The organism is Halobacillus sp. A1-3 (assembly GCF_050971765.1).
Taxonomy (GTDB): domain Bacteria; phylum Bacillota; class Bacilli; order Bacillales; family Halobacillaceae; genus Halobacillus; species Halobacillus mangrovi_B.
Window position 1 is genome coordinate 99,735 of record NZ_JBPCEO010000002.1, and the last position, 24,536, is coordinate 124,270.

Here is a 24,536-nt window from a genome sequence, read left to right on the forward strand (position 1 = left end):
GGATTATGATACCATAAATATACAAGAACAGGTGAAGGAGAAGGTTCTATGACTAAATTCAGCAACCCTACCGTTTTACAAAATGAAACCTTAAAGCTGCGCTCCATTGAAGAAAAAGATATCCCTGTTTTATATAATCTAATCTATGGAAACGGGGAACCCGAATGGAAGAAATGGGATGCTCCTTATTATCCCCTTGAGCCTCATACACTGGACAGCTACAGAAGTCATGAACATGCTCGAAAAGAGCGTCTCACTGTTGACGAACCTGATTCAAGACTGTTGATTGAGGTAGATGGGCAAATCATCGGAACTGTCACTTATTATTGGGAACATAAACCTTCCCTCTGGCTTGAAGTCGGAATTGGCATCTATGATCCTGCTTGTTGGAATGGAGGATATGGAACGCAAGCTTTAACTTTATGGGTCGACTACTTATTCAGAAATCTTCCTATTGCCAGAGTTGGACTGACCACCTGGTCAAAAAATGAACGAATGATGAAAGTCGGTCAAAAACTAGGCATGAAATTAGAAGGACGAATGAGAAAGTGCCGCATTTACGAGGGTGAATATTACGATTCTATACGATATGGTATTTTGAGAGAGGAATGGAATAAGCTGCACCACACGTAATCATCATTTATTTATCAAAAAAGCGGTCTCCTAAAGTAGAAGACCGCTTTTTTGCTATTTAGGCGAAATGTTGGTTTAATGGTGGAACAATTTGCTTCTTACGGGATACGACACCTTCAAGTACCGCCTGGTTCCCTTCAAGTGCCACATCAAAGGCTTGAGAGACAGCTGCTGCTTGTTCGCCGACAGCAACAACAGTGGAATTGTTTGTCAGGATATCTGTTACCACTAACAGGAAGAGGTCAAGACCTTTTTCTGAAACGGTCTTTTCCATAGCTGCCTCAAGTTCTGCTTTACGAGTTAATACATCATCTGTATCCACTGTGTTGACTTGTGCAATTTCAACCTTTTTACTTCCCATAGTGAATTCTTTCGCATCACCTGTAATTAGTTCTTCAGCTGTTTTATCACTAATATCCGCTCCTGCTTTTAACATTTGCAGGCCGTATTCCTCAGCGTTGACTCCAGCAATTTCTGCCAGCTCCTTAGCAGCTTCAACATCTTCATCCGTACAAGTAGGGGATTTGAATAATAAAGAGTCGGAAATGATCGCAGAAAGCATCAAACCTGCCATCGGTTTAGAAACTTCCAGTCCTTTTTCTTTATAAATCTTATTCAAAATAGTTGCTGTACATCCTACAGGCTCCGCACGATAGTATAGAGGGCCTTTCGTTTCAAAATTTGCAATTCGGTGGTGATCGATAACTTCAGTCACTTGGACATCCTCAATATCATCGACACTTTGCTGGCGTTCGTTATGGTCGACAAGGATCACTTGTTCCACTTCGTCCGAAACACGCTCAACTAAGCGTGGTGCTTCCACATTAAATTGGTCCAAAGCGTACTGGGTTTCAGCGTTCACCTCTCCTAGTCGTACAGGCTCTGTGTCCAAGCCTAAAGAATTTTTCAGGTCTGAATAAACGAGCGCAGAGCAAATCGTGTCCGTATCTGGGCTTTTGTGACCAAAAATTAAAGTTTTACTCATTGTCATGCTCCTTTCTTCTATAAGAAATTATGTATCTTCTATATGGTTTACAGACACGATTATAATGCATATCCCTTTGTTCGTCCATTCCCGCTTCTAAGAGACACCTAACTCTTATGAAAACTAGTTATAAAAATATAACCCACCACAACCTGTATGACACCAGATAAAGAAGAATTTGTCATCATTAAAAGTGGAAATAGAGGTTCAACATTAACAATATAGGGTACTAGCAAGAAATAAAGTGCAGGGAGACCTATAATAGTTAGGCGAATTTTGTCCATTTTCCATGAACCTTCCCGCTTTTTCTGGGTAATCCAATACCCAAAACCTAGAATAAGTCCAATGGGAACATAGGCGAATTGATTAAAAAGGATATAGGGATAGACTTGAAAAGTTTGTTTGGCTATCTCTTGTAAGTTTTTATCGATGATTGAGGCTGAATAGGTAAAGAAAAAAATCAGCATCCCCTGTCCTAAAGTAAGAAAAATATATTTTTTCATTTCATCACCTCATCACATCTATACGCCTTTTTTGCCCTTTAGATTCATTGATTTAAAGTTTGACAGTTTGAGAATAGTATTCTATCATTTTCAAAAAATTTAAAAACACATTTGAGATTTCTCTACACAATGTGTTAGAATTCCTTACATAAGGAATTTTGAGGTACATATCCAGCCTTTTTTGGATAAATAAACTTATAAAACATTAAAAGAGAGGGTAATGTATGACTTACACAAAAGAAGCAATTAAACAGGAAGTAAAGGAAAATCGCGTAGAATTTATTTTACTAGAATTCACAGATATGTTGGGTGATACTAAAAATGTAGAATTACCTGCTGAAGAATTAGATATGATCCTAAATGACGAAGCAATGTTTGATAGTTCCTCCATTTCTGGCTTCTCAGAAATCCAAGAAAGTGATATGTATCTTGTACCAGATTTAGACACATTCTTAATCCTGCCTTCCCTGGTAGACGAAGACCGCAGTGCTCGTTTTATTTGTGACATCTATAAGACAGACGGTACACCATTCGAAGGTGACCCTCGATATATTCTTAAGCGTGCGATGCAGGAAGCAGAGGAAATGGGCTATACTGTAAATGTTGGTCCAGAGCCTGAATTCTTCTTATTCAAGCTTGATGAGAACGGCTATCCAATTCGCGAAATGAACGACCGTGGCGGATATTTTGATGCCTCTCCGATTGACAAAGGAGATAAAGTACGCCGTGATATCGTTCGAACATTGAAGAAATTTGGTTTTGAAATGGAAGCTTCTCACCACGAAGTTGCCATGGGACAGCACGAAATCAACTTCCGTTTCGATAACATGCTGAAAACAGCTGATAATATCCAAACGTTCAAGAGCGTTGTTAAGGATATCGCTACGAACCATTCTTATCACGCTACATTCATGCCGAAACCATTCTCAGGTGAAAACGGTTCTGGAATGCACTGCCACCTTTCCCTATTCCAAGATGGTGACAGCGCGTTTTACGATGAAGATGCTAAAGATGGCGTTTCTAAGACTATGAAACAATTCATCGCGGGTATCCTTCACCACGCAGATGGAATAACTGCCATTACAAACCCGAATGTTAACTCCTATAAGCGTCTTGTTCCAGGTTATGAGGCGCCAGTTAGCGTTGCTTGGTCACACTCTAACCGCAGCTGTATGATCCGTGTACCTAATACTCGCGGAAATGGTACTCGATTTGAAGTACGTAATCCGGACCCTACAGCAAATCCTTACTTGACGCTTGCTGTTTTGATTCAAGCTGGTCTTGACGGCATTCGTAACGAGTTGAATGCCGGAGAAGCAGAAAGCCGTAACCTTTACGAAGTGACGGACGATAGTGTACCGACGCTTCCTACAAACTTAAAAGAAGCAATACAAGCACTTCAGAAAGACGAACTGCTTATGAATGCTCTAGGTGATCATACATCTCAAGCTTATGTAGCTGATAAAAAGCAAGAATGGAAAGAATATTCCCTGCGTGTCAGCTCTTGGGAAATCCATCGTTATATGAACAAGTAAAATAAGAAGTTGCTAAAAAAGCAGGACTCGGTTTCGAGTCCTGCTTTTTCTTAATTAGAAAACTTTTTCTTGTTTGGTCCATGCAGCATTCGGTTAGTAATATGTTGTCCGTGCAAGTCTTTTAGCTCCAAACGATACAATTCCCGCTTTAGCTTATTATAGCTCTTCAACCTTCCTTCATCGATCTCTCCAGCTTCAATTGCATGTTGGACAGCACAGCCAGGTTCAGAAGTATGTTCACAATCTCTGAACTTACAATCAGGACTCAACTTCTCAATATCCGCAAAAGTGGCTTCCACTCCAAGTTCTTCCCCCCACAACTGAAGCTCGCGCATGCCCGGTGTATCAATAATAAAAATGTCATTAGACAAAGAAAACAGCTCTCTGTGAGTCGTCGTATGGCGACCACGGTCATCACTCTCTCTAACCCGGTTCGTCTTCTGCACATCGTCGTTCAGCATCCGATTAATCAACGTGGATTTGCCGACACCGGAGGAACCGATCAAAGAAATTGTCTCTCCCGGCTTCACTTCTTCAAGTAGTCGCTCTACCCCTTCGCCATTCAGATTGTCGATGGCATGAACGGGAACACCTGGTGCACTGAGTTTTGCAAGTGCGATTTTATTTTCAACGTCTTCACACAAATCACGCTTCGTGCATACGACAATAGGTATGGCGCCACTTTCATAGACCTGTTGAATATAACGTTCTAGACGACGAACATTAAATTCTTGCGTTAAAGCTGTTACAATAAATACTTTGTCAACGTTAGCTGCAATCACTTGTTCATGCTTACTCGTACCCGCCTGCTTTCTGGATAACAACGTTTGTCTTTGTAATAAATGGTGGATGACCGCTTTTTCTCCATTCTCATAGGGCTGAAAGACGACCCAATCACCGACAGCTGGATAGTCTCTTGACGTCACAATTTCGTAGTGGTAGCGTCCGGACAGATTTGCCTTATACGTTTGTGTATCGTCTGCAAGAGTGTATATCCCGTGAGAGAAACGTGTGACTCTCGCAATATGTTCCTCCCCTTTTACTTGCTCTTGAAAAAATGAGTGAAAATCTTTACGTTCCAATTGATTCAATAAAATTCCTCCTGTTTTTGGAGGACATTAAGAGATGATGTGCCCTCCATTGAATGTTTGTTGATTGATTATAGATAGGCGTATATTCAAATCTCTCATAAAACATCAGCTCCTAACTTTTTTGAGTATGTTACTAGTATATCAAAAGTCTCCCAAAAAGGACCGTCTGACAGAAAAAACCACAACCTCAAAGGAAACGTGACTTCTTTCAATTATCCCCGCGAGACAGCCTTCTTTGCTGAAACCGCGGCAAATGTAATCGTAATCGTGCAGGCAATAACAATTGCTATAACTCCTTGCATCAAATCCCAGAATATCCAGCCATCAATAAGTGCGGTACGCATACTTTCAAAAATATAGGTCGTCGGATTAATCGTTGCCGCTACTTTTAACCACTGTGCTTCAATCAACTCATATGGAACAAAAGTTGTGCTGAGAAAAATTAGTGGGAAAAAGATGAACGTGCCGGCTTGAGCGGCCTGGGCGTTTTTCGTTCTTAGTGCGACTCCTGCGGAATACCCTGCAAAAGCAAGTCCCCATCCAATTGCAATCAGAAGAACAAATAGAATTCCTCCAAATCCAGTTTCTACTTCTAGTCCTAACAAAAAGCCAATCCCTATAATTAATATAGTCTGAATGAATAGCTGCAACATTCCGGCAATAATTGGTCCTAATACTATCGCCAGCCTGGAAGCAGGTGTCAATAAGAGCCGGGAGAAAAAGCCATTCTCAATATCTTTGACAATCCCTTGACCTGCTCCACCTGCTCCTCCAATAGCAGCTGAAACGATAGAAACAGGCAGAATAAAAGCGAGATAGTTTGCTCCTTCAAAAGTCGGCAGTTGAGAAATACCGCTCAATCCTCCTTCATATACAAGTAGAAAAAAAGCTGAGATCATAAGGTTCGGAATAAATGAAAATGGGTTTCGCAAGGTTGTTTTAATATTTCTGACTGTAATTAGCCATGTATCTTTCCAAACGTTATTCCCCAACCGACTCGCTCCTTTCTACTTGCTCATTAGTGATTTTAAGGAAGATGTCATCAAGCGTCGGTGATGATAGATTGATGGTTTCCACCTGGATATCCCGTTGAACCAGTAACCGAACAATTTCCAGTAATTTTTTCGTTCCATCCTCTACATACACTGTAAGTTTCTTATTTTGCAAAATAACCTCACTTTGACCAAACTGTTCTATTAATAATTGTTCTGCTTTCTGCTCGTCTTCTTCCGAATAAAAGGTCATGGTTACTAGATCATTTCCTATTTGGGCTTTCAATTCTTTAGGAGTTCCCGTTGCAACAATTTCCCCATTATTAATAATGCTGATCCTTTGAGCAAGCGAGTCTGCTTCTTCTAAATATTGAGTGGTTAAGAATATCGTAGTCTGGTTTTCTTCATTTAACCTCCGCAATTCTTTCCAAATCGCCATTCGGTTAGATGGATCAAGACCTGTTGTCGGTTCATCCAGGAAAAGGATTTTTGGCTCATTTACTAAAGTCAGAGCTAGATCCAGCCTCCTTCTCATCCCACCGGAGTAATTCCCTACTCTTCGTTCTGCCGCCTCTTTTAGCTGGACGATATCTAACAGTTCGTTGGCCCTCTTTTTGGCAGCGTTTTTCGAGAAACCAAATATACTTGCATGCAGTTCCAACATTTCGCGACCTGTTAAGTCAGGATCTACGCCTGTTTCCTGAAGAGCAACTCCAATATATCTTCTTACTTTTTCTGGTTCTTTGATTACGTCGTGACCAGCTACAATCGCTTTTCCGCCAGTCGCATTGATCAACGTTGTAAGGATTTGAACAGTAGTTGACTTCCCTGCTCCGTTAGGACCTAAGAATGCAAAGAATTCTCCTTCATTTACAGTAAAACTGACATCTTTTACAGCTTGAACGTTTCCTTTTCTAAACGTCTTTGAAAGGTGTTCCACCTCAATCTTCCCATTCAAACGAATCACTCCTACAATTTATATTCGGCATCAGTGTCAAAAAAATTCTTACCTTTAACATACCGAACTTTATATCCATTTTCACCTAATAATTTGCCATTTAACACATTTAAGATATAGAACACCTCACTTACCATCCGAAACTAAAAAAATACGGAGTAAAATTTCACACCGTACTGAGATAAAAATATTTAAGTGTTAGAGATATAACTTATTTTACATAATAAATTTCCAAAGTAATATTTTAGGAGTTTTCGATCTGGGAATCATTGAGTTTAGCTGCCTTTTTACCGTTCGCAAAACTAGACGTTTTTCGCTCTTGTCCAGGCGACTTTACAAATGGTACCATATCAATATTATTAAACATTCAAAAAAATCTAAAAAGGAGTTGCCAGACATGCAAAATTTATTTGAAGTCAGTTGGTTTGTGCCAGCTTTGTGGGTAATGTTTGCCCTGTCCGTCTTCTGGGCGTATCATTCTTTCAGAGCAAAAAGATATGGGATGGTGTTAATTGCAGGTATGGTTCAAATCATGATCAGCCCTGCCTTTGCGGTCACTATCGGCCCGGTTATCTTGGCCTTGGGGGTCATCCAATTTTATGTGGGAATTGTGAATACGAAGAAGGGTGAAAGCTATGAGGCTTAAGGGTCTTATAGGTATTTCACCCTTTTTTCTATATACTTACATAAATCACCCAGAGTAGGGAACCTTTCAAATTCTCTGTTCATGGGAATTTCTCGATTAGGGTATGGTTCGATCTCCCAATACTTCACAAGAGCTGCGAAAGTTGCAATGAACCGGTCTCTGTCTCCATTGTATAGATGTTTCAAGTTGATGTCCGTCGTGAGATGTTCAACCGGATTTTCATAGGTTGGTTCAATGTAATGATGTACGAACTGGACCGTCGACATGTACACCTCGAATATCAATCCCCGGTTCCTAAAACGCATCTCTACGATTTTCTTCGTTTTGTAATACTGAAAGTCGAATACTTCTGCCAAGTCTCCCACCCCCTGCAAAGTTTTATTATTTAATTAGAATTCTTCATCTATCGACAAAATCCCTGCTAACCCCCTCAAAAACCCTCATCTATACTGTGTTTTTTTATCTAATAATGTTAGGAAGTAAAGTTTCTTATTAAATCATTTAGAATAGCAGAGTATTGATCAACCGGAAACGAACAAACAAGCTCAAACATTATCCATTTATGTCTTAATCTGTTACTTTTATGGATGACAAGAAAAACTTATCGTTTACCATTAGTGCTTTTAATTTTACTTGCTAAAGCTCATAATTTAAGTAGAGTTTTCACCAGTGTAGGAGGTCTTTTTAAATTTTTGGGGGCCTCGTTGCACCAAACCTGGGTGTTCTTGCACCATTTAGAACTTTGCTTGCACTAATTCAATAAAAACTTGCATCATTTTATAAGTTGCACATTAAACAGATCAGGAGGAAATCATGAATAAAACAATTGAAACCATATTGAACCACCGCTCAATAAGAAAATTCAAGGACACCCCAGTCACTAATGAACAGCTGTCCACCATCGTATCAGCAGCCCAACAAGCTTCAACGTCAAGTTATATGATGGCGTACAGTATAATTGGAGTAACTGATCCAGCTAAAAAAACAGAGTTAGCGGAGATCACCGGACAAGCTTATGTAAAAGATAACGGTCATTTGCTGATTTTCTGTGCTGATTTACATCGTCATACACTTAAAGCGAATGAAGAGCAGTACGAAAACATGAAGCCAAACCTCGAAAATAGTGAGCATTTTTTAGTTTCTGCTATTGATGCGGCACTGGCTGCTCAAAATGCCGCGATAACTGCTGAGTCTATGGGGCTTGGTATATGTTATATCGGAAGTATTCGAAACCATTTAGAACGAGTGGATGAAATACTTTCCTTACCCCCACATGTTATCCCTTTATTCGGAATGGTGCTTGGTGTCCCTGCACACTCACCAAACCAAAAGCCAAGGCTACCTAAAGAAGCTGTATATTTTGAAAATGAGTATAAAGACCATACGAGTGAACTTAAAGCCTTTGATAAAGAGATTGCTTCATATTATCAGTCCCGTTCGAGCAACAACCGTGTGGATACATGGACGGATCAAATGCTCAGACGTTTTACTAAACCGATGAGAATGGATGTTACGGACTTAGTGCAAAAAAAAGGGTTCAATAAAAGATAAAAGATAGTTGGAGAGTGATCACGTGTACAAAACATTAGCTCTACATTTAAGGAATGCAGAAAATGTCGTCGTACTGACTGGAGCTGGGGTGTCTACCGCCAGCGGCATTCCTGATTTTCGCTCAAGTGAAGGGCTTTGGAGTGAAGATAAGTCAAGGGAATATTATATGTCTTCTAATTATTTCTTTCATGATCCAGAAGACTTTTGGAAGAAATATAAAGCGATTTTCCGTTTAAAATTATTAAAGAACTATAGGCCTAACCCGGTTCACCAATTTATTTATGAATTGGAAAATAAGGAGCGAAGCGTTACAGTGATTACACAAAACGTTGATGGTCTGCATCAGATCGCTGAAAGCAGAAATGTGATTGAATATCACGGAACGTTAAATCGCTCAAGCTGTCCTAATTGCGGACGTTCTTTCTCACTAGATTATGTGATGGAAAATGCTATTCCACAATGCGACCAATGCGGAACGATTTTAAAACCTGATGTTTTATTATTTGGAGACTTAATTACAGCACATGAAGAGTCCGAAGCCGTTATCAAAGAAGCCGATCTGCTATTAGTGATGGGTACGTCGCTTTTCGTAACACCTTTTAGTCTATTGCCTTACTCTGCTGCAGAAGCTGGTATCACATCTGCGATAATAAATAACGAACCGACAGAGAAAGATAGTCTGTTCGATTACATCATCCATGATGATTTATCTCATGCTGTAAAGCGATTAAAAAATTTCCTGTAAGATTTTATCCCTGCATCATCAGATGGAGGGATTTTTCAGATTAGTGAAACCTTTTCCCTCAGCTTTTCGTATCTAGATAAAACCATTCTTAGGGGGAGATGAACATTACTAAATGGATAGCTTCCATCATTACCATTTTAGTACTCGGTGTGATTAACTATGGACTTGCTCTACTATTGGACACTCACTTTATTGATCTAAGTTTTGTCCTGGGTCTTGCAGCAGCCGTAACGATCAAGTTTTTTAACTCATCTGGGGGATACTCCAGTCGAAGTCTCGACTTAAGGGTTCAGTCTCAAACAGGTGTAAAACAGACAACTGTTGAAAAAAAGTTTACACCCTCAGCTAGTTTTTATACAGCCATTGCCTATGGAGCAGTGGGCCTTGTAGCCATTTTCGTTATTTATCGAGATTATTTTATAGGATAAACCCTAAGTTTCCTATTTCCCAGGGGGCATATTTCTTGACTATAAGTGCAGCCCTCCTCTATCGTACGTAATCAAATGAAGGTAAATGGGGGAATAGACCTTGGAGGAAAAGTTTTTTAAAAGTCCAAATACCTATATAGGTCGAGTTAAGATAAATGTCCAAGACCTCAAAAGATCGGTTCAATTTTATCAGGACGTGATTGGTCTTCAGATTTTAAAACAGACAAAAAGGAACGCTCATCTAACAGCAGATGGATCCTCCGTACTGCTAACGATTGAACAGCCTGATTTTGTGAAACCAATACAAGCCTCTGCAACAGGTCTTTATCATTTTGCCCTACTTGTCCCTACTAGAAAAGACCTTGCAAAAGTTCTCCACCATCTTACTAAAATCGGCATTCGCTTAGGGGCATCCGACCACCTTGTAAGTGAAGCTCTGTACTTAAGTGATCCAGATGGAAACGGTATTGAAATTTACACAGATCGCAACTCTGAAAATTGGATTTGGAATCAAAATAGAGTAAAAATGGCCGTGGATCCACTCAACACCAATGATTTGCTAAGCGAGCTTGAGAATAGTGATGGTCAAGGGTTGCCGGCACATACTAAAATGGGTCATATTCATTTGCATGTGGCAGAATTACAAACCACACAAACTTTTTACGAAGCACTAGGATTCGAAGTCGTAAGTCGCTTAGGAAATCAAGCTTTATTTATGTCTACAGGTGGTTATCACCATCATTTAGCATTCAATATGTGGAAAGGTGTTCATGCACCTTCAGCTCCAGAAGATAGTGCTGGATTAAATGCCTTTTCCATTATTTTTCCCGATAATGAAAAAAGAGAGATCGCGGCACATCTATTGGATGCTCTAGACTACCCTGTAATTAAAGACCCAGAGTTCTATAGAACAGAAGATCCATCTGGAAACAAAGTCCATTTGGTTGTAGAGAAAACATAAAAAATGTTCTCCCATCTGAGGAGAACATTTTTTGAATGATTAGGAGGGTTTTGTTATTCCTAACTTTTGAATCAAAGGTTTTATCGTCAACCCTTGGACGATTAATGAGAATAGGACAACAGAGAAAGTGAACAACAGCACTTGTTCTCTGCCATCGAACTCCATAGGAAGACTTAAGGCAAGCGCAATAGATAAGCTCCCTCTTAATCCTCCCCAATTTAACAGAATTCTTTCTCTAGAATTCAACTCTTTGATCCAACCTGTACTAATATAAAGAGCAATTGTGCGTCCGATTAACACAATTAAAATGGCCAGTGCGATAAACCCCCAGTTACCAGCAAAGTCAATATTTCTAATTTCAAGCCCAACCATAAGGAAGATTAAAGAGTTAGCTAGAAGCGTAATGACGTCCCAGAACGTATTGATATTCGTTCTTGTTTCAATCGACATCCCGATTTTTGCCCCGTAATCTCCAAATACAAACCCCGCCACGACAACGGCAATAACACCTGAAGTATGGAAATGCTCAGCAATAAAATAACTCCCGAAAAACAATAACGCACTAAAAGCAATCTCAAGTGGATAGTCATCAAAAACACGGATAACCTGCGAAAAAATGAATCCTAGCAACAGACCGATCAATGCTCCGCCAATTGCAAACTTAAGAAAAAGGAAAACACCACTCCCAAGACCTGCCCACCCCATCTCAATATAGGTTAACAAATAGATGCTGGCAATTTTAAAGAGAACAACAGCGATTCCATCATTGAATAAGGACTCCCCTTCCATAACTGTGGAAAGCTTTTGAGGAACACCAAGGGATTTGAAAATAGAAAGAACGCTAATAGGATCTGTTGCACTCATCAAAGCAGCAAACGTGAATGCTACGGCGAGCGGCAGATCTAGCAAGTAATAGGCTCCAGCTCCAATGCATATGAACGAAAGGAATGTGCCGACAAATGCTAGCCCAAGCACGGGCTTCTTCTGACTGTATAAATGATGAAACGGCAATTTTAACGTGGCATCACCTAATAAAATCGGTAGAAATAAAGAGATGACCGTTGCCTGAAAAACTTCCGATTGTGTTATGTAGAATTCTGCATCTTCAATGATTGGAAAATTCGTCAGACCTAAAATCAAGCCGACGATGACAAGAGCGATTGAATAAGGTTCTTTTAGAAGCTTGGCAATCCCGATGACGGTAACTGAAATAGCTAAAAGAATGAGGATCTGAATAAAAGCATCGTGAAATTCGTGCATAATCTCCCTCCATTTACAACTAGTATCCATATTGTGTCACATTTTACCTACATTTACTATTCAATATAGTTCTTCAGAAAAACAATTTATACGAAAAAAACGCCCTCAGTAAGAGCTATACAAATTAATATAGTAACTCGAGGATAATAGAAGACTTGATCCTAAGATAATTTGGGTTCGTACTCATATAGAGGTTAGGGTTGTCTGGAAAATAACTCACTTTCCTAAAGGGGAGCTTGCAATCCTCCTCGTTCGCTTCGCTCTATATGATGTCTCGCCTAGATCCTTCTCCGGCGGGAGTCACGTCATTTTCGAGCCATACCTACTTTCATGAAGTAAACGAACCCAGCAACACTAGAAAGCACTTCACATCAATCTACTGCTGTATTGATATCGTATCACTTCGTTTAAATAGCGATGAACGGCCTGGTATTTTCCTTCTTTCGTAAATGTTCTCAACCGAAGTCCCTCTTCAGGTTAGATAAATGTCCAACTATTTGAGGTAATTTAGCTAACCGAGTTATTATGAACGAAAAACTAGCTCCTTACCCGTAATATCGTAGGTTAATCGGGTATAGATAGGTAAGAAACCAAACCCAATCAGAGCTACATTACGGAAGGAGCTAGCTTACTATGGACAATACCTTAAAATATGTTGAGACGTGTCCAAAGAAAAAAATGCTGTGGCTATTGCCGATTAAGGTCGAGAGAAAGCCATGTACTTGACCATGAGGAGACTTGCCGTCACCCTCGCGGAAAGCAAGCGATTTCACCGAACACCTTGCCTGGTACTAAGTAACAGAATCATCCATACAGCCATATCAAAAGGGTTATAAGGCTATTTTGGAAGATGTGACCCCGCATATATTAAAGGTTTTCATGGGGCAGGGGACAAGGTTAATGATTGTCCTTCATAAACATCCGTTTTAGTCAAATGGTAATCCCCTTCTACCCAATCATCGAGCTGATCGTGGTACCAATCACTTCTCAAATGACCAGATTGACCTGGGCCAACAATATGATAGGCGTCGTTCATATTTTCTAAATCAATAATAAACCTCCATGACGCTCCGTGATTGACAAGTCCATTCTCTTTGAATCCAGCTGCTCTGACAGTCACTCGACTGCCGCTTACCGGCTGAGGATCTCCAGGATTAAAGAACCTTTCCAAATAAGAAATACTCGAAAGTGGATGAGTAAATTCAACTCTATGGTATTTACCCCACTTCCAGGAGGAAGGGTCCTCTCCATATTTCTTTGATAGATTCCGTATTGTCATGGTATATGCTGAGGTTAGTGCGTTTTCTATTCCGCCAGCCTCTTCAATCCATTTCGATTCTTCACCATTACGAACTTTTCTCAATAGCTCATCAGTCGTTTGACCAGCCCCGTGAAAAAGATCCATCATTTCAGCTGGAAGTTCATCTTCATAGAGTACCTTCTGGAGATTCAGCATCCACCGATGAAAAATAAGCGGTTGTGCTAAATCACGTTCATCTTCTCTATTCCACTCCTCCATTAAGGCGATTCCATCCTTTTCAATACTAGCTAATTTGGAACGATTAATTGTTTCTAACAAAAAAGGAACAAACTCTTCAGCCTGCAGATTCTTCACGTCCATTTGCATATCCATTACCTTTTGTTCATCCAGCTGATCGTTCGCTTCTAACATTTGTGAGATTTGTTCATAACGATAAGGCTGTGCCCAGTTATGACTAATGTGATATGGATAACTTTCATCAGTTATTTTATTGTTGGCTGTGGCTACATATCCTTTTGCGGGATTAACTATTTTCGGTAATTCGTCAAAAGGAATATAGCCTTGCCATAAATTTTCCTCTTCCCATCCTTTCATTGGAAGCAAGGCATCCTCAGGATTTTCATATATTGGAATTCGCCCATTGGCTTTATAGGCAATCGTTCCATCTTTGCTTGCAAATACAAAGTTTTGCGCGGGAGTCAGAAACTTTTCTAAACCCTTCTCAAATTCCTTCCAATTGGCAGCTTTATTGATGTCCAATACAGCCTCCAGTTCCGTTGTTGCGTTAAGAGCTGTCCAGCGAAGGGACAGGACATTGTCTTTGCCACTTTGTTCGGCAAACTCGCTAATTACAGGCCCATGCCTTGTTTCCACTACTTCATAGTCAATCGTTTCCCCATCTTTTACTTGAATCGGCTCTTCATATACTTTTGCTTGCTCCCATTTTTCTTCAAAGAGGAATTGATGAGGGTTTTCTGGGTTCCTTTTCTCTAAATAAAGCTGCTGTACATCCGGTCCTACGTTGGTGACTCCCCATGCTACGTTATCGTTGTGACCAAGAATGATCCCAGGTATGCCTGCAAATATCACCCCAGAAACATTTAATTCTGGTGAACGGAGATGCATTTGATACCAAATTGAAGGGGTAGCAAGACCTAGATGTGGATCATCAGCGAGCATAGGAGCCCCTGAAGCTGTTCGATCCCCGCTAACCACCCAGTTGTTACTCCCATTGAATTCATGAGGGAGAATAACATCTTCAAAGCTTGCCGCTACATCGACGACTTCTGATTCATCCAAGATTGTCGGGGCAGCTTTTGGATATGTAGGAAAAAGTTCATACGCTTTCTCTTCGGGAAATTGGGACATTAAATAATAATTGAACGCCTGTCTTTCCCAGTGCCCACCTAAATCAAACGCCATATATTTCCCTATGGTTAGAGAGTCGATGGGCGTCCAAGGATCAGGTGAAATACCCATCAAAGCAAACTCAGGTGGAAGGCGATTTTCCTCTTTAGCCTCTTTTATATACGCATTTACCCCATCTGCATAGGCTTGTAAAATATTCACGGCATCTTCTGAGTACACTTTCAAAGATCTCTCAGCTGCTCTTCTTAAACCTAAGGTACGAAAATACTTGTCCTGATTTACTGTTGCCTCACCGACAACCTCACTCAATGTGCCTGATGCCTGTCTTCTTGCAAGTTCCATTTGAAATAATCGATCTTGCGCCTGTACATAGCCCTGGGCCTTGAACAAATCCTGAGAATTCTCAGCTTCTATATGAGGCACTCCGTCGCCGTCTCTTGTCACCTCTACAGGTTTTTGCAGTCCTTCAAGCAGTACTTCTCCCTCTACCTCAGGCAGACTACGATTTATGTAAACGTTTACAAAAATAAAAAGACTAATAACAAGCATACAAATGATTCCAAGTGTTACTAATGTCCATTTTTTCCACTTTCGCTTTTTGGGCCGTTCAGTATCGACCGATTTTTTCGCTACTTCCATACCCTTCCCTCCACGCCATATTTAACCTCATTATATCTTAAATATTCTGAAAGTTATATAAAAATGGTGGTCTGTTTCGACCATCGAAACGATTAATACAAGCTAAACACGGGTACATACATTCAGAACGCTTTGGAGGTGTTTATGATGGAAATGATTAATATTAGCAATACAAAATTACAAGCGAGCCGCATAGGTCTAGGTACATGGGCAATTGGCGGCTGGATGTGGGGCGGTACGGAGGAAGACGAGTCCATCCGCACGATCCATTCAGCGCTGGACCGGGGCATTAATTTTATCGATACCGCGCCCGTTTACGGCTTCGGTCGCTCTGAGGAGATCATTGGAAAAGCTATTCAACAGAAAGGTAATAGAGAAGATCTTTTGCTGGCTACCAAAGCAGGCATTGATTGGAACGATGATTCTGTATTCCGTAACGCCAGCAAGGAACGAATTCACAAGGAATTGGAAGACTCACTGAAACGCCTGCAAACCGACTACATTGACGTGTACCAGGTTCATTGGCCCGATCCTGTAACACCGATTCACGAAACTGCCGAAGCACTCCACTATTTATATAAACAAGGCAAGATTAGAGCAATAGGTGTCAGCAATTTCAGTCCTGAGCAAATGGATACGTTTAGGGAGGCAGCACCTATCCATACGTTGCAGCCGCCATACAATTTATTTGAACGGGAAATTGAAGATAAAACCTTGCCTTATACGCAGGAACATGACATTACAACAGTGTCTTACGGCTCTTTATGCAGAGGAATGCTATCCGGTAAAATGTCCTCAGACAGAGAGTTTGAAGGAGACGATTTGAGAAACAATGATCCTAAATTCCAACAGCCAAGATTCAAACAATATTTGAACGCCGTTCACGAGCTTGATCAATTAGCTCAGAACCGTTATGGTAAACGAGTGCTGCATCTTGCATTGAGATGGGTTCTCGACCAGCCTGGATCAGGCATTGCTCTCATGGGTGGCCGTCGCCCTGGACAGTTGGATCCAGTTGAAGAGGTTGAGGACTTTAAGATCGATGAAAAGACAATGCACGATATTGATGAGATTTTGCTAAAACACGTACATGATCCAGTGGGTCCTGAATTTATGGCTCCGCCTGATCGACAGGAACTTGGGTTGAAATAATCATCATCGTAGTCGGACTTTTTACAGTCCGGCTTTTTGATTTTAGGAAACCTTTATGAGAGAGTAATCGTACAAACATTAGAAAGTGAAAAATCAGGAGGTTCGCTTATGGATATTATCATTTGGGTGATTATCATCGCCTGTTTTATTGCTAGCTTTGCCAGCGTTATTTTTCCGATCATACCAGCACCCCTAGTACTTTGGATCGGTTTTCTTGCATACTTTTTCTTCCTAGATGGAGATCCGCTTTCTGCGTTCTTCTGGATTGGAATGATTCTACTAACCGTTATCCTAATTGTTTCCGATATTATTGCGAATAGCTATTTCGTCAAACGGTATGGAGGAAGTAAATGGGGAGAACGGATGGCTGCTGTAGGTGTTATTGTCGGTTCTTTCATTATTCCACCACTTGGTATTTTAATTATTCCATTTATTCTTGTGATTGCAACAGAGCTGGTGCAAAAACGATCTTCAAATGAGGCTTTTAAAGCCGCGATTGGCTCTCTGTTTGGCTTCTTGAGTGGAACGGTGGCAAAAATTATTATCCAGATCATCATGATTGTCTGGTTCTTTTTAGAGATTTAGTGCAGTAACTTACCAAAAATAATACTAATAAGTAAAAGCTCAGAGCTATAAACTCTGAGCTTTTACTATGTGGCCATATTCATCTAACTATTAATGTAGATTGTGAATTCTTTTTTACTTCTGTCCCATTCCTCTTAAGAATTGAAGAAGCATCGTAATGCTGCGATTGATTTCGGGATCTTTTAAGGCCTTTGCTAAATCAAAGATTGACGTTTTCTGTTCAGGACCGTCGGCATCCATGGCTTCAAGTCCCTGGTTTAGTCGATTGGTTAGGTCTCTTAATGCTTTCACATCAATTTCACCTAGTAAGAATATAAGCTCTGGTAGGTTTTCAAGTAAAGGAGTGTAACGCTCCTTACTAATTTCCTGGACAACATTTTCAAGCGCCTCTTTTTTTGTTTTAGTAAATGCGCTAGCGGTATCCAGGGTTCCTCCTTCATTTAACGCCTGAAGAAGATCGATGCCTTTTAAAATCGCTTCCTTGTTGTCGGCAACAGCTTCACGAACTTCAGCTGCGTCACTCTCCACCTGCTCCTCACGGGTTCTTTCATATCTTTTAATTTTAGTAATTGATTTCGCCATTATTTATTCACCTTATTTCCAGGGAATTTATAATCATCGCGTTCCCATTTTTTCTCGACCTGGACACTGATTTGTGGTACAGGGTTTCCTCTTCTATGATTATTCGGCGGAATTGGTGATTTTCCTTTCTTTTTCAGGACTTTCATCTTCACAGCAATTTCTTTATAGGCAGGTGTATCGGTATCTTTATCCACACGGTTGTCTGTCAAGTAGTTGATGGCCGTTTTTCCTCTGCCGCTTAAAGGTAAGAATAGCTCTTTCCCTTTAACACGATCCGTGATCGTTACGATTCCTGTTGCTTCTCCGGCTTCCGAGATCAACTTCACTTCTGCTCCTTCTTGAATGCCGCGTTCTTTCGCGAGTTCCTCTGATACCTCAATAAAGGCCTGAGGTGTCTTCCTAACAATCCCTTCAATACGATAGGTCATATTGCCCTCGTGGAAATGCTCAAGGAGCCTGCCGTTATTTACGTGCAAATCGTATTCTTCATTCGTATCATATTTCAACTCAAACGTAAGCGGATAGAGCTTCGCTTTTTTGTCTTCAAAAGGAAATCCTTCTGTGAACAACAGCGGAGAATCCGTTCCGTCTTCAGCAACCGGCCACTGCAATGATTTATACCCCTCCAGGAGCTCATAATTGACTCCAGCGAATAGTTTAGCTAGACTCGCGGATTCCTCCATAATTTCAGCTGGATGCTGATAATTCCAGTCATGGCCCATTTCTTTAGCGATCATCTGGATAATCTTCCAATCTGGATACGTTCCTTCTAACGGTTCGAAAGACTGATAGAGTCGCTGAATTCTCCGTTCGGTATTAGTGAATGTCCCTTCTTTTTCAAGACTCGGGGATGCTGGAAGAACAACATCTGCATATTCAGCCGTCTCTGTAAGGAACAAGTCCTGAACAACAAAGAAATCCAGTTTCTCAAGGGCAGCGGTGACATAATTGATGTTCGCATCGACGATCCCAGTGTCCTCACCCATAACGTACATAGATGAGAGCTCTCCGTCATGGATGGCCTTGATCATTTCGTGGTTGTCCATCCCAATCTCTTTTGGCAATTCAACGCCCCAAGCTTTTTCGTAGCGGGTTCTAACCTTTTCATCATCTACTTTCTCATATCCTGGGAAAAAGTTCGGCATGCTTCCGAAATCACTGCAGCCTTGAACATTGTTATGGCCACGGAGCGGATAGGCTCCCGTTCCCGGCTTTCCGTAATTGCCTGTAATCAACAATAGATTCGAAATAGCTGTACTCGTATCACTGCCTCGCATGTGCTGAGTCACACCCATAGCCCAGCAAACCGCGACGCTTTCTGCTGAACTGATTTCTTTAGCTAGTTCTTTTAACTCTTCGATAGAAATTCCTGTCATCTCTGAAGCATACTCTAGTGTGAAAGGTTCAAGACTTTCTCGATAATCATCAAAACCATTAACCCATTCGTTAAGGAAACTCTTATTCTCCCAACCTTGATCAAGAATGTATTTCGTAACGGCGGACAGCCAGACAAGGTCGGTGCCGGATTTCGGCTGGTAGAAACGGTCGGCTCGCTTCGCCATTTCATGTTTTCGAAGATCGAAGACAAATAGTTTCTGATCAAATAGTTTTTGAGAACGCTTGATTCTTGAAGCAAGGACAGGATGAGATTCCGCTGTATTTGAACCGATTGTAATGACAAGTTTTGCGCTGGCAATGTCATCGATGGAACCAGAATCTCCGCCATATCCAACCGTTCTAAACAAACCTTTAGTTGCTGGTGCCTGACAGTAACGGGAGCAATTATCTACGTTATTGGTTCCGATCACCTGGCGGGACAGCTTTTGCATGACATACGACTCTTCATTAGTTGCTTTTGATGATCCAATAAACGCAAGATGGTCAGCACCTTTTTCTGCTTTGATTTCATTGAAACGCTGAGCAACGTAAGAAATGGCTTCATCCCATTCCACTTCTTCAAAATAATCGCCACGGCGGATCAAAGGCTTCTGAAGGCGATCTTCACTATTAACGTAATCCCACCCGAATTTTCCTTTTACACACGTAGAAATGCCATTGGCTGGCGATTGTGGGTGAGGTTCGACTTTCAGCACTTTCCGATCCTTCGTCCAAACATCGAAGGAGCAGCCAACCCCACAGTACGTGCACACCGTTTTCGTTTTTTTAATGCGCTCTTCCCGCATTGCTGCTTCTGTATCGGACACAGCGAAAAGCGGTCCATACCCAGTTTCTACCTTCTTAGTCATCTCGATCATTGACCTTAGGATTCCTGGTTTCTGATCAGTTAAAAAACCCGCTTCGTGTTCCATTCCTTTTTCCATCATTGCGTTACACGGACACACTGTAGAGCACTGTCCGCAATTCACACACGAAGACTGGTCTATCGGAACATCGTTATCCCAGATGACACGTGGTTCTTGACGTTCCCAATCAATTGTAAGTGTTTCATTTACCTGGACATCCTGACAGACTTCTACACAACGTCCGCACAAGATACATTGATCAGGATCATACCGGTAAAAGGATCCTGAATCATCTATGTTATAGGAGGTTGGCTGGAAAGGTCGCGATTGATGCTCCAAACCGAAGTCCGCCATCGTATTATGAATTTCGCACGAGCCATTATTATAATCACAAACCGTACAATACAATTCATGTTTTTCCAAAATGCGGTCCAATGCTTCTTTCTGAGCTTTATGTACTTGAGGCAGTTGGGTTTGGACGCGCATTCCTGGCTCCACTTTCATACCACAAGCTCGTTCAAGTTTTCCATTTATCTGAACTAGACATGTGTCGCAAGTTTCGATAGGTCCTAACGATTCGTTGTAACAGATTTGAGGAACATTTTCCCCTGTGGTATTAATTAGATCCAATAAGTTTTGACCAGGATCCGCTAAGTATTCATTCCCGTTTACCGTAACGACTGTATGCTCTCTTTCTAACAAGTTAATCTCCCCTTTTTACTCAGAAGTGTTGAACGAGTGAAAATCGATGCGTTCTGGATGTGTGTACACATTCATCCTCTCGCCCCGGACAAAACCTACAGCTGTAATATTCAAGTCTTCAGCAAGCTGCAGTGCCAAGTCCGTAGGTGCAGATTTCGATAACAAGCACCCAATCCCCATTTTGGATACTTTTAATAAAACTTCAGATGAAATACGACCGCTGAAGATGATCACTTTATCTTTCAACTTCACACGGTTCTTTATCGTGTACCCGTAAAGCTTATCAAGAGCATTGTGTCTCCCGATATCAGCGAATTGAACTTCAATTCCATCTTTGGTTGCAAGTGCTGCTTGATGAGCGCCGCCTGTTCGTTGGAACATTCTTGCGCTTTCCTGGAAGTTATCCATCAGTTTGGAGCATTGTTCCGGCTTTATTGTTAAATGGCTCATTACTGTCTTTGCTGTAGTCGCATCATTTTGAAAATAGAAGGCCCTGCTCTTCCCACAACATGAGCCGATCCACCTTTTTTGCTGGGCAGCTAAATCAGGAAGATTTCTTCCTGTTTCAACGTAAGCAAAACCGGTGTCCTCATCGATAGAAAAACTTAATAAGTCCTTTCGATTACGAATAATTCCTTCAGAGGCTATATAGCCGATCACCAGTTCCTCCAGATTCAGCGGTGAACAAACCATTGTGGCGAACTCTTCACCATTGATTATCAAGGTCAACGGAAATTCTTCAGCAACTTCGTCGGTGACTGGGGTTGCTGTGTGATTGTGTATTCTGATCATATCCCAAGTTACTGTTCCTTTTTCCATAAGACCTCCTGTTAAAATGGATAATATAAACTGTTTTCCTCTTCTCGAAAAAATCAAACATTTGATAGCAAAAACGCCTGTCATTCATGTCGAATCACAGGCGCACACCGTTATATTTTTATATACTCCATTTCTCCTCTAAACTCCTCTTTCATTTGTCTATCATTGATAATTAAACTACTCTCGCTTAATGTCTTTCATTACTTCAGCAAAATTCCCACTCTTTTCTTCCAGCATTTTTTTTGCTTGAGAAACATCTGTTTTTAGTAAGACCATAAGAATGGCGACACGGGCATCACCTTGCGCCTGTTGACTATAGTGAAGAGCTTCCGCTTCTCCCACCCCAGTAAGCTCCTGAATAATAGAAAGAGTGCGTTTGCGAAGTTTTTCATTGGATGCCTGGACATTGACCATCAAATTGTTGTACACCTTACCAAGCTTGATCATCGATGCAGATGAGATCATGTTAAGTACCATCTTTTGAGCAGTGCCTGCTTTCAATCTTGTGGACCCAGTGATGACTTCCGCTCCTACTGGCAATTCAACAGGAAAATCGACTAACTTAGAAAGTTCAGCATTGTCGTTACAGCTAATACCCGCAGTTGGTACACCTAACTTTTTGGCCGCATCAATGACCCCAAGCACATAAGGAGTTCTCCCGCTTGATGCAATGCCTATGACCATATCATGCAGACTCACATGTTTCCCTACATCAGCTGCACCTGCTTCTTCACTATCCTCTGCTCCTTCTATTGCAAATCGGAGGGCGTGATCCCCTCCGGCTATAATGCCATTCACTAAATCATTCGGTACGCCAAATGTCGGCGGGCATTCTGAAGCATCAAGCACACCCAAGCGTCCACTCGTTCCCGCTCCGAAGTAAAAAAGCTTTCCCCCGTTTTTTAAAACCTTTACAGCTCGATCAATGACTTTTTCAATTTGAGGGAGGGCACGTTTGACGACTGCTGGCACCAAATGATCCTCTTCATTCATCAGCTCGATAATTTCCAGGGTAGAAAAGTTGTGCAGGCGATCAGATTTCTTATTTCTCATTTCCGTATTTAATCGATCGTTGACGTCTGTCATATTCGTACCTCCATTAGATGATGCTGTCGCAAATCGACTGATAGGACGATTTTGCTTTTTCTTTTATTTCATGGGTAATTGTAATACCAGCGGTTATCAATGCGCAGATACAAGCCCCTCCTGCTGGTGTAATATCTGGATAACATAACTTCTGTCTAATTTCCCTTTGATCCATTTGTTTTTTAAAAAGACTTCTAAAAAACTCCGAATGGAACATCCCTCCGCAGAGGACTAAGAATTCATTCCTTGTTTCAATTGCTTTAACCAGGTCCAAAAGGTGGTCAATAGATTTACGAACAAGAGTTAGAGCAGCCGGATTCTGCTGTTCTGCAAGAATGATTACAGTTCGAGACAGAGATGCAATTTTTAATCGAGGGTAAGGATCTTCATAAATCTTTGTAATGATTTCAGGTATGCTTATCAAATTCAAGTCGGAAAGCATCTCAGCAATAAACTCATCGTCCTTCTTTTCTCGTCCATCATGCATGACTGCTAGCAACTTCAAGGCTTCTTTTCCGATATCATATCCGCTTCCCTCATCCCCAAACAAATACCCCCACCCACCTACTCGCTTAAGTTTTGGTTCTTCATGGGTAACAGAATAAGCAATTGATCCTGTTCCTGCGATTAAGACATTTCCATGTAAAGAATACGTTCCGCTTGCCAATGCTCCATAAGCATCATTTACTACCTCAATTCGACCTTTGAAGTTCGGGAGCACCTCAACCATCCATTTTTTCCAGCGCAATCGATCCTCTTCTCGATCTCCGCCTGCTGTTGAAACGTAAATTCCCTTCAAGTGATCGATTGGCAGAATTTTTGTTAATTGAGAAAATATCCTGTGGATGGCATGTCGTACATCTTGTTCGCTCCGTGATTTTAAATTCGTAGATTCAGCTACCATTCGTTGGATGATCCTACCTTCATGATCACAAAGCAGCGCCTCTGTTTTTGAACCGCCGCCGTCTACTCCAACATAATAACTTTTACTTAATTGCACCTTGCGTCAGTCCCTCCATAAATTGCTTGGAAGCGACAAAGAAGAGAACCATCATTGGAAGGGATGCCAGAGTCAAACCAGCAAACAATGCTCCCCAGTCAGCCGAATATTCCCCAAACAAGGACAACATTCCGACTGGAATCGTCTTCTTTAAGTCATCGGTAATAAATATTAACGGGAAGAAAAAGTCATTCCACGATTGAATGAATTGGATGATCATAACAGTCCCTAGCGCAGGTCTCATCAGTGGCAGAACTACATTCCAGAGGATCCGCAAGTTCCCTGCCCCATCCATTCGAGCGGCTTCCTCAAGTTCTCTTGGCATCGTTCTGAAAAAACCAGTCAAGATGAGGATGGATAACGGGATACCTGTTGCCACATACATAAAAATCAAGGACCACAGCGAGTTTAATAGGTTCAAGTCTTTCATTAATATAAACAGCGGTACGATTCCCAGCTTGATCGGCAGCATCATTCCCATTAAGAAGAAAAAGAAAATCATGTTGTTCCATACAAACGTGAACCTTGCGATGTAAAAGGCCGCAAGAGAAGATGTCACCAGGATGAGCAAGACGGAAACGACACTTACAATCACACTATTGGTAAAGTACGTCATGAACGGAACCATTTCCAATAAGTTGCGGTATGTATCAAGCGAGAACGACTGTGGAAGTGCAAGCGGACTTGTAAAGATTTCTGCACTCGTTTTAAACGAGGATAAGATCATCAATAGAATGGGATAGATGCTGACAGAGGCGACAAAAAAAGCAAAGGCATAATAAAACGGTTTTGACCAGATGGTGTAATTCAT

At 41.2% G+C, this 24,536-nt stretch carries 24 protein-coding genes; 10 read left to right on the top strand and 14 right to left on the bottom strand.

From position 1 onward, the window contains the following. The first annotated feature begins 48 nt into the window (after positions 1–48). The gene (locus tag ACRYKC_RS03275; RefSeq protein ID WP_433805240.1) at positions 49–633 is read left to right on the top strand and encodes a GNAT family N-acetyltransferase; all 585 of its coding nucleotides are present in this window, start codon (positions 49–51) and stop codon (positions 631–633) included. A gap of 58 nt (positions 634–691) precedes the next feature. On the opposite strand, the gene ACRYKC_RS03280 is transcribed toward ACRYKC_RS03275, so the two are convergent. Both ACRYKC_RS03280 and ACRYKC_RS03285 read right to left on the bottom strand, forming a co-directional pair. After that, on the bottom strand, positions 692–1,618 hold the full coding sequence (locus tag ACRYKC_RS03280) for a manganese-dependent inorganic pyrophosphatase (protein WP_433805241.1): 927 nt from the start codon (positions 1,616–1,618) through the stop codon (positions 692–694). A 107-nt stretch (positions 1,619–1,725) separates the two neighbouring features. Continuing rightward, a complete protein-coding gene (locus ACRYKC_RS03285; protein ID WP_433805242.1) occupies positions 1,726–2,121 on the bottom strand; it encodes a hypothetical protein in 396 nt (131 codons plus the stop codon). A 224-nt stretch (positions 2,122–2,345) separates the two neighbouring features. On the opposite strand from ACRYKC_RS03285, the gene glnA reads away from it, so the two are divergent. Next, on the top strand, positions 2,346–3,656 hold the full coding sequence (glnA, locus tag ACRYKC_RS03290; RefSeq protein WP_433805243.1) for a type I glutamate--ammonia ligase: 1,311 nt from the start codon (positions 2,346–2,348) through the stop codon (positions 3,654–3,656). Positions 3,657–3,706: 50 nt separating this feature from the next. Here glnA and rsgA read toward each other — a convergent pair whose 3' ends face one another. The 3 genes from rsgA to ACRYKC_RS03305 form a co-directional block, all read right to left on the bottom strand. After that, positions 3,707–4,747: a ribosome small subunit-dependent GTPase A gene (gene rsgA, locus ACRYKC_RS03295; RefSeq protein ID WP_433805244.1), complete on the bottom strand. Its 1,041-nt coding sequence runs from the start codon at positions 4,745–4,747 to the stop codon at positions 3,707–3,709. Positions 4,748–4,959: 212 nt separating this feature from the next. Next, positions 4,960–5,739 (bottom strand): ABC transporter permease, encoded by a 780-nt coding sequence (locus tag ACRYKC_RS03300; protein ID WP_433805245.1) that lies wholly within the window; start codon positions 5,737–5,739, stop codon positions 4,960–4,962. Further along, positions 5,729–6,706, bottom strand: coding sequence for an ATP-binding cassette domain-containing protein (locus tag ACRYKC_RS03305; protein ID WP_433805246.1), 978 nt, complete (start codon positions 6,704–6,706; stop codon positions 5,729–5,731). The genes ACRYKC_RS03300 and ACRYKC_RS03305 overlap by 11 nt, the downstream gene beginning before the upstream one ends. A gap of 388 nt (positions 6,707–7,094) precedes the next feature. Between ACRYKC_RS03305 and ACRYKC_RS03310 the strand changes: the two genes are divergently transcribed. Beyond that, positions 7,095–7,343 (top strand): hypothetical protein, encoded by a 249-nt coding sequence (locus ACRYKC_RS03310; RefSeq protein ID WP_433805247.1) that lies wholly within the window; start codon positions 7,095–7,097, stop codon positions 7,341–7,343. A 5-nt stretch (positions 7,344–7,348) separates the two neighbouring features. Here the strand turns inward: ACRYKC_RS03310 and ACRYKC_RS03315 are convergent, their stop codons facing one another. Then, entirely contained in the window at positions 7,349–7,699 is a 351-nt protein-coding gene (locus tag ACRYKC_RS03315; RefSeq protein ID WP_433805248.1) for a hypothetical protein, read from the bottom strand. Between the two features lie 457 nt (positions 7,700–8,156). Here ACRYKC_RS03315 and nfsA point away from each other — a divergent pair, with 457 nt between their 5' ends. The 4 genes from nfsA (at position 8,157) to ACRYKC_RS03335 (ending at position 11,028) form a co-directional block, all read left to right on the top strand. After that, positions 8,157–8,894, top strand: coding sequence for an oxygen-insensitive NADPH nitroreductase (gene nfsA, locus ACRYKC_RS03320; protein WP_433805249.1), 738 nt, complete (start codon positions 8,157–8,159; stop codon positions 8,892–8,894). Between the two features lie 22 nt (positions 8,895–8,916). Beyond that, positions 8,917–9,639 carry an NAD-dependent protein deacylase gene (locus tag ACRYKC_RS03325; RefSeq protein WP_433805250.1) on the top strand — a complete coding sequence of 241 codons (723 nt, stop codon included), beginning with the start codon at positions 8,917–8,919 and terminating at the stop codon, positions 9,637–9,639. 98 nt (positions 9,640–9,737) lie between these two features. Further along, positions 9,738–10,067, top strand: coding sequence for a hypothetical protein (locus ACRYKC_RS03330; RefSeq protein WP_433805251.1), 330 nt, complete (start codon positions 9,738–9,740; stop codon positions 10,065–10,067). Between the two features lie 100 nt (positions 10,068–10,167). After that, positions 10,168–11,028 carry a VOC family protein gene (locus ACRYKC_RS03335; RefSeq protein ID WP_433805252.1) on the top strand — a complete coding sequence of 287 codons (861 nt, stop codon included), beginning with the start codon at positions 10,168–10,170 and terminating at the stop codon, positions 11,026–11,028. 39 nt (positions 11,029–11,067) lie between these two features. Here ACRYKC_RS03335 and ACRYKC_RS03340 read toward each other — a convergent pair whose 3' ends face one another. Next, positions 11,068–12,288 carry a cation:proton antiporter gene (locus ACRYKC_RS03340; RefSeq protein ID WP_433805253.1) on the bottom strand — a complete coding sequence of 407 codons (1,221 nt, stop codon included), beginning with the start codon at positions 12,286–12,288 and terminating at the stop codon, positions 11,068–11,070. A gap of 652 nt (positions 12,289–12,940) precedes the next feature. Here ACRYKC_RS03340 and ACRYKC_RS03345 point away from each other — a divergent pair. After that, the gene (locus ACRYKC_RS03345; protein ID WP_433805254.1) at positions 12,941–13,087 is read left to right on the top strand and encodes a hypothetical protein; all 147 of its coding nucleotides are present in this window, start codon (positions 12,941–12,943) and stop codon (positions 13,085–13,087) included. Positions 13,088–13,165: 78 nt separating this feature from the next. Here the strand turns inward: ACRYKC_RS03345 and ACRYKC_RS03350 are convergent, their stop codons facing one another. Continuing rightward, entirely contained in the window at positions 13,166–15,556 is a 2,391-nt protein-coding gene (locus ACRYKC_RS03350; RefSeq protein ID WP_433805255.1) for a penicillin acylase family protein, read from the bottom strand. A gap of 147 nt (positions 15,557–15,703) precedes the next feature. On the opposite strand from ACRYKC_RS03350, the gene ACRYKC_RS03355 reads away from it, so the two are divergent. Continuing rightward, the gene (locus tag ACRYKC_RS03355) at positions 15,704–16,708 is read left to right on the top strand and encodes an aldo/keto reductase (protein WP_433805256.1); all 1,005 of its coding nucleotides are present in this window, start codon (positions 15,704–15,706) and stop codon (positions 16,706–16,708) included. A gap of 108 nt (positions 16,709–16,816) precedes the next feature. Then, on the top strand, positions 16,817–17,293 hold the full coding sequence (locus tag ACRYKC_RS03360) for a DUF456 domain-containing protein (RefSeq protein WP_433805257.1): 477 nt from the start codon (positions 16,817–16,819) through the stop codon (positions 17,291–17,293). Between the two features lie 114 nt (positions 17,294–17,407). Here the strand turns inward: ACRYKC_RS03360 and ACRYKC_RS03365 are convergent, their stop codons facing one another. The 6 genes from ACRYKC_RS03365 to ACRYKC_RS03390 form a co-directional block, all read right to left on the bottom strand. After that, a complete protein-coding gene (locus tag ACRYKC_RS03365) occupies positions 17,408–17,875 on the bottom strand; it encodes a helical membrane plugin domain-containing protein (RefSeq protein ID WP_433805258.1) in 468 nt (155 codons plus the stop codon). Further along, the gene (gene fdhF / locus ACRYKC_RS03370) at positions 17,875–20,820 is read right to left on the bottom strand and encodes a formate dehydrogenase subunit alpha (protein WP_433805259.1); all 2,946 of its coding nucleotides are present in this window, start codon (positions 20,818–20,820) and stop codon (positions 17,875–17,877) included. Before fdhF ends, ACRYKC_RS03365 begins: the two co-directional genes overlap by 1 nt. A gap of 15 nt (positions 20,821–20,835) precedes the next feature. After that, a complete protein-coding gene (gene fdhD, locus ACRYKC_RS03375; RefSeq protein ID WP_433805260.1) occupies positions 20,836–21,639 on the bottom strand; it encodes a formate dehydrogenase accessory sulfurtransferase FdhD in 804 nt (267 codons plus the stop codon). Between the two features lie 177 nt (positions 21,640–21,816). Beyond that, on the bottom strand, positions 21,817–22,725 hold the full coding sequence (gene murQ / locus ACRYKC_RS03380) for an N-acetylmuramic acid 6-phosphate etherase (RefSeq protein ID WP_433805261.1): 909 nt from the start codon (positions 22,723–22,725) through the stop codon (positions 21,817–21,819). 13 nt (positions 22,726–22,738) lie between these two features. After that, a complete protein-coding gene (locus tag ACRYKC_RS03385) occupies positions 22,739–23,725 on the bottom strand; it encodes an N-acetylglucosamine kinase (RefSeq protein WP_433805263.1) in 987 nt (328 codons plus the stop codon). Further along, positions 23,712–24,536, bottom strand: coding sequence for a carbohydrate ABC transporter permease (locus ACRYKC_RS03390; protein ID WP_433805264.1), 825 nt, complete (start codon positions 24,534–24,536; stop codon positions 23,712–23,714). Before ACRYKC_RS03390 ends, ACRYKC_RS03385 begins: the two co-directional genes overlap by 14 nt.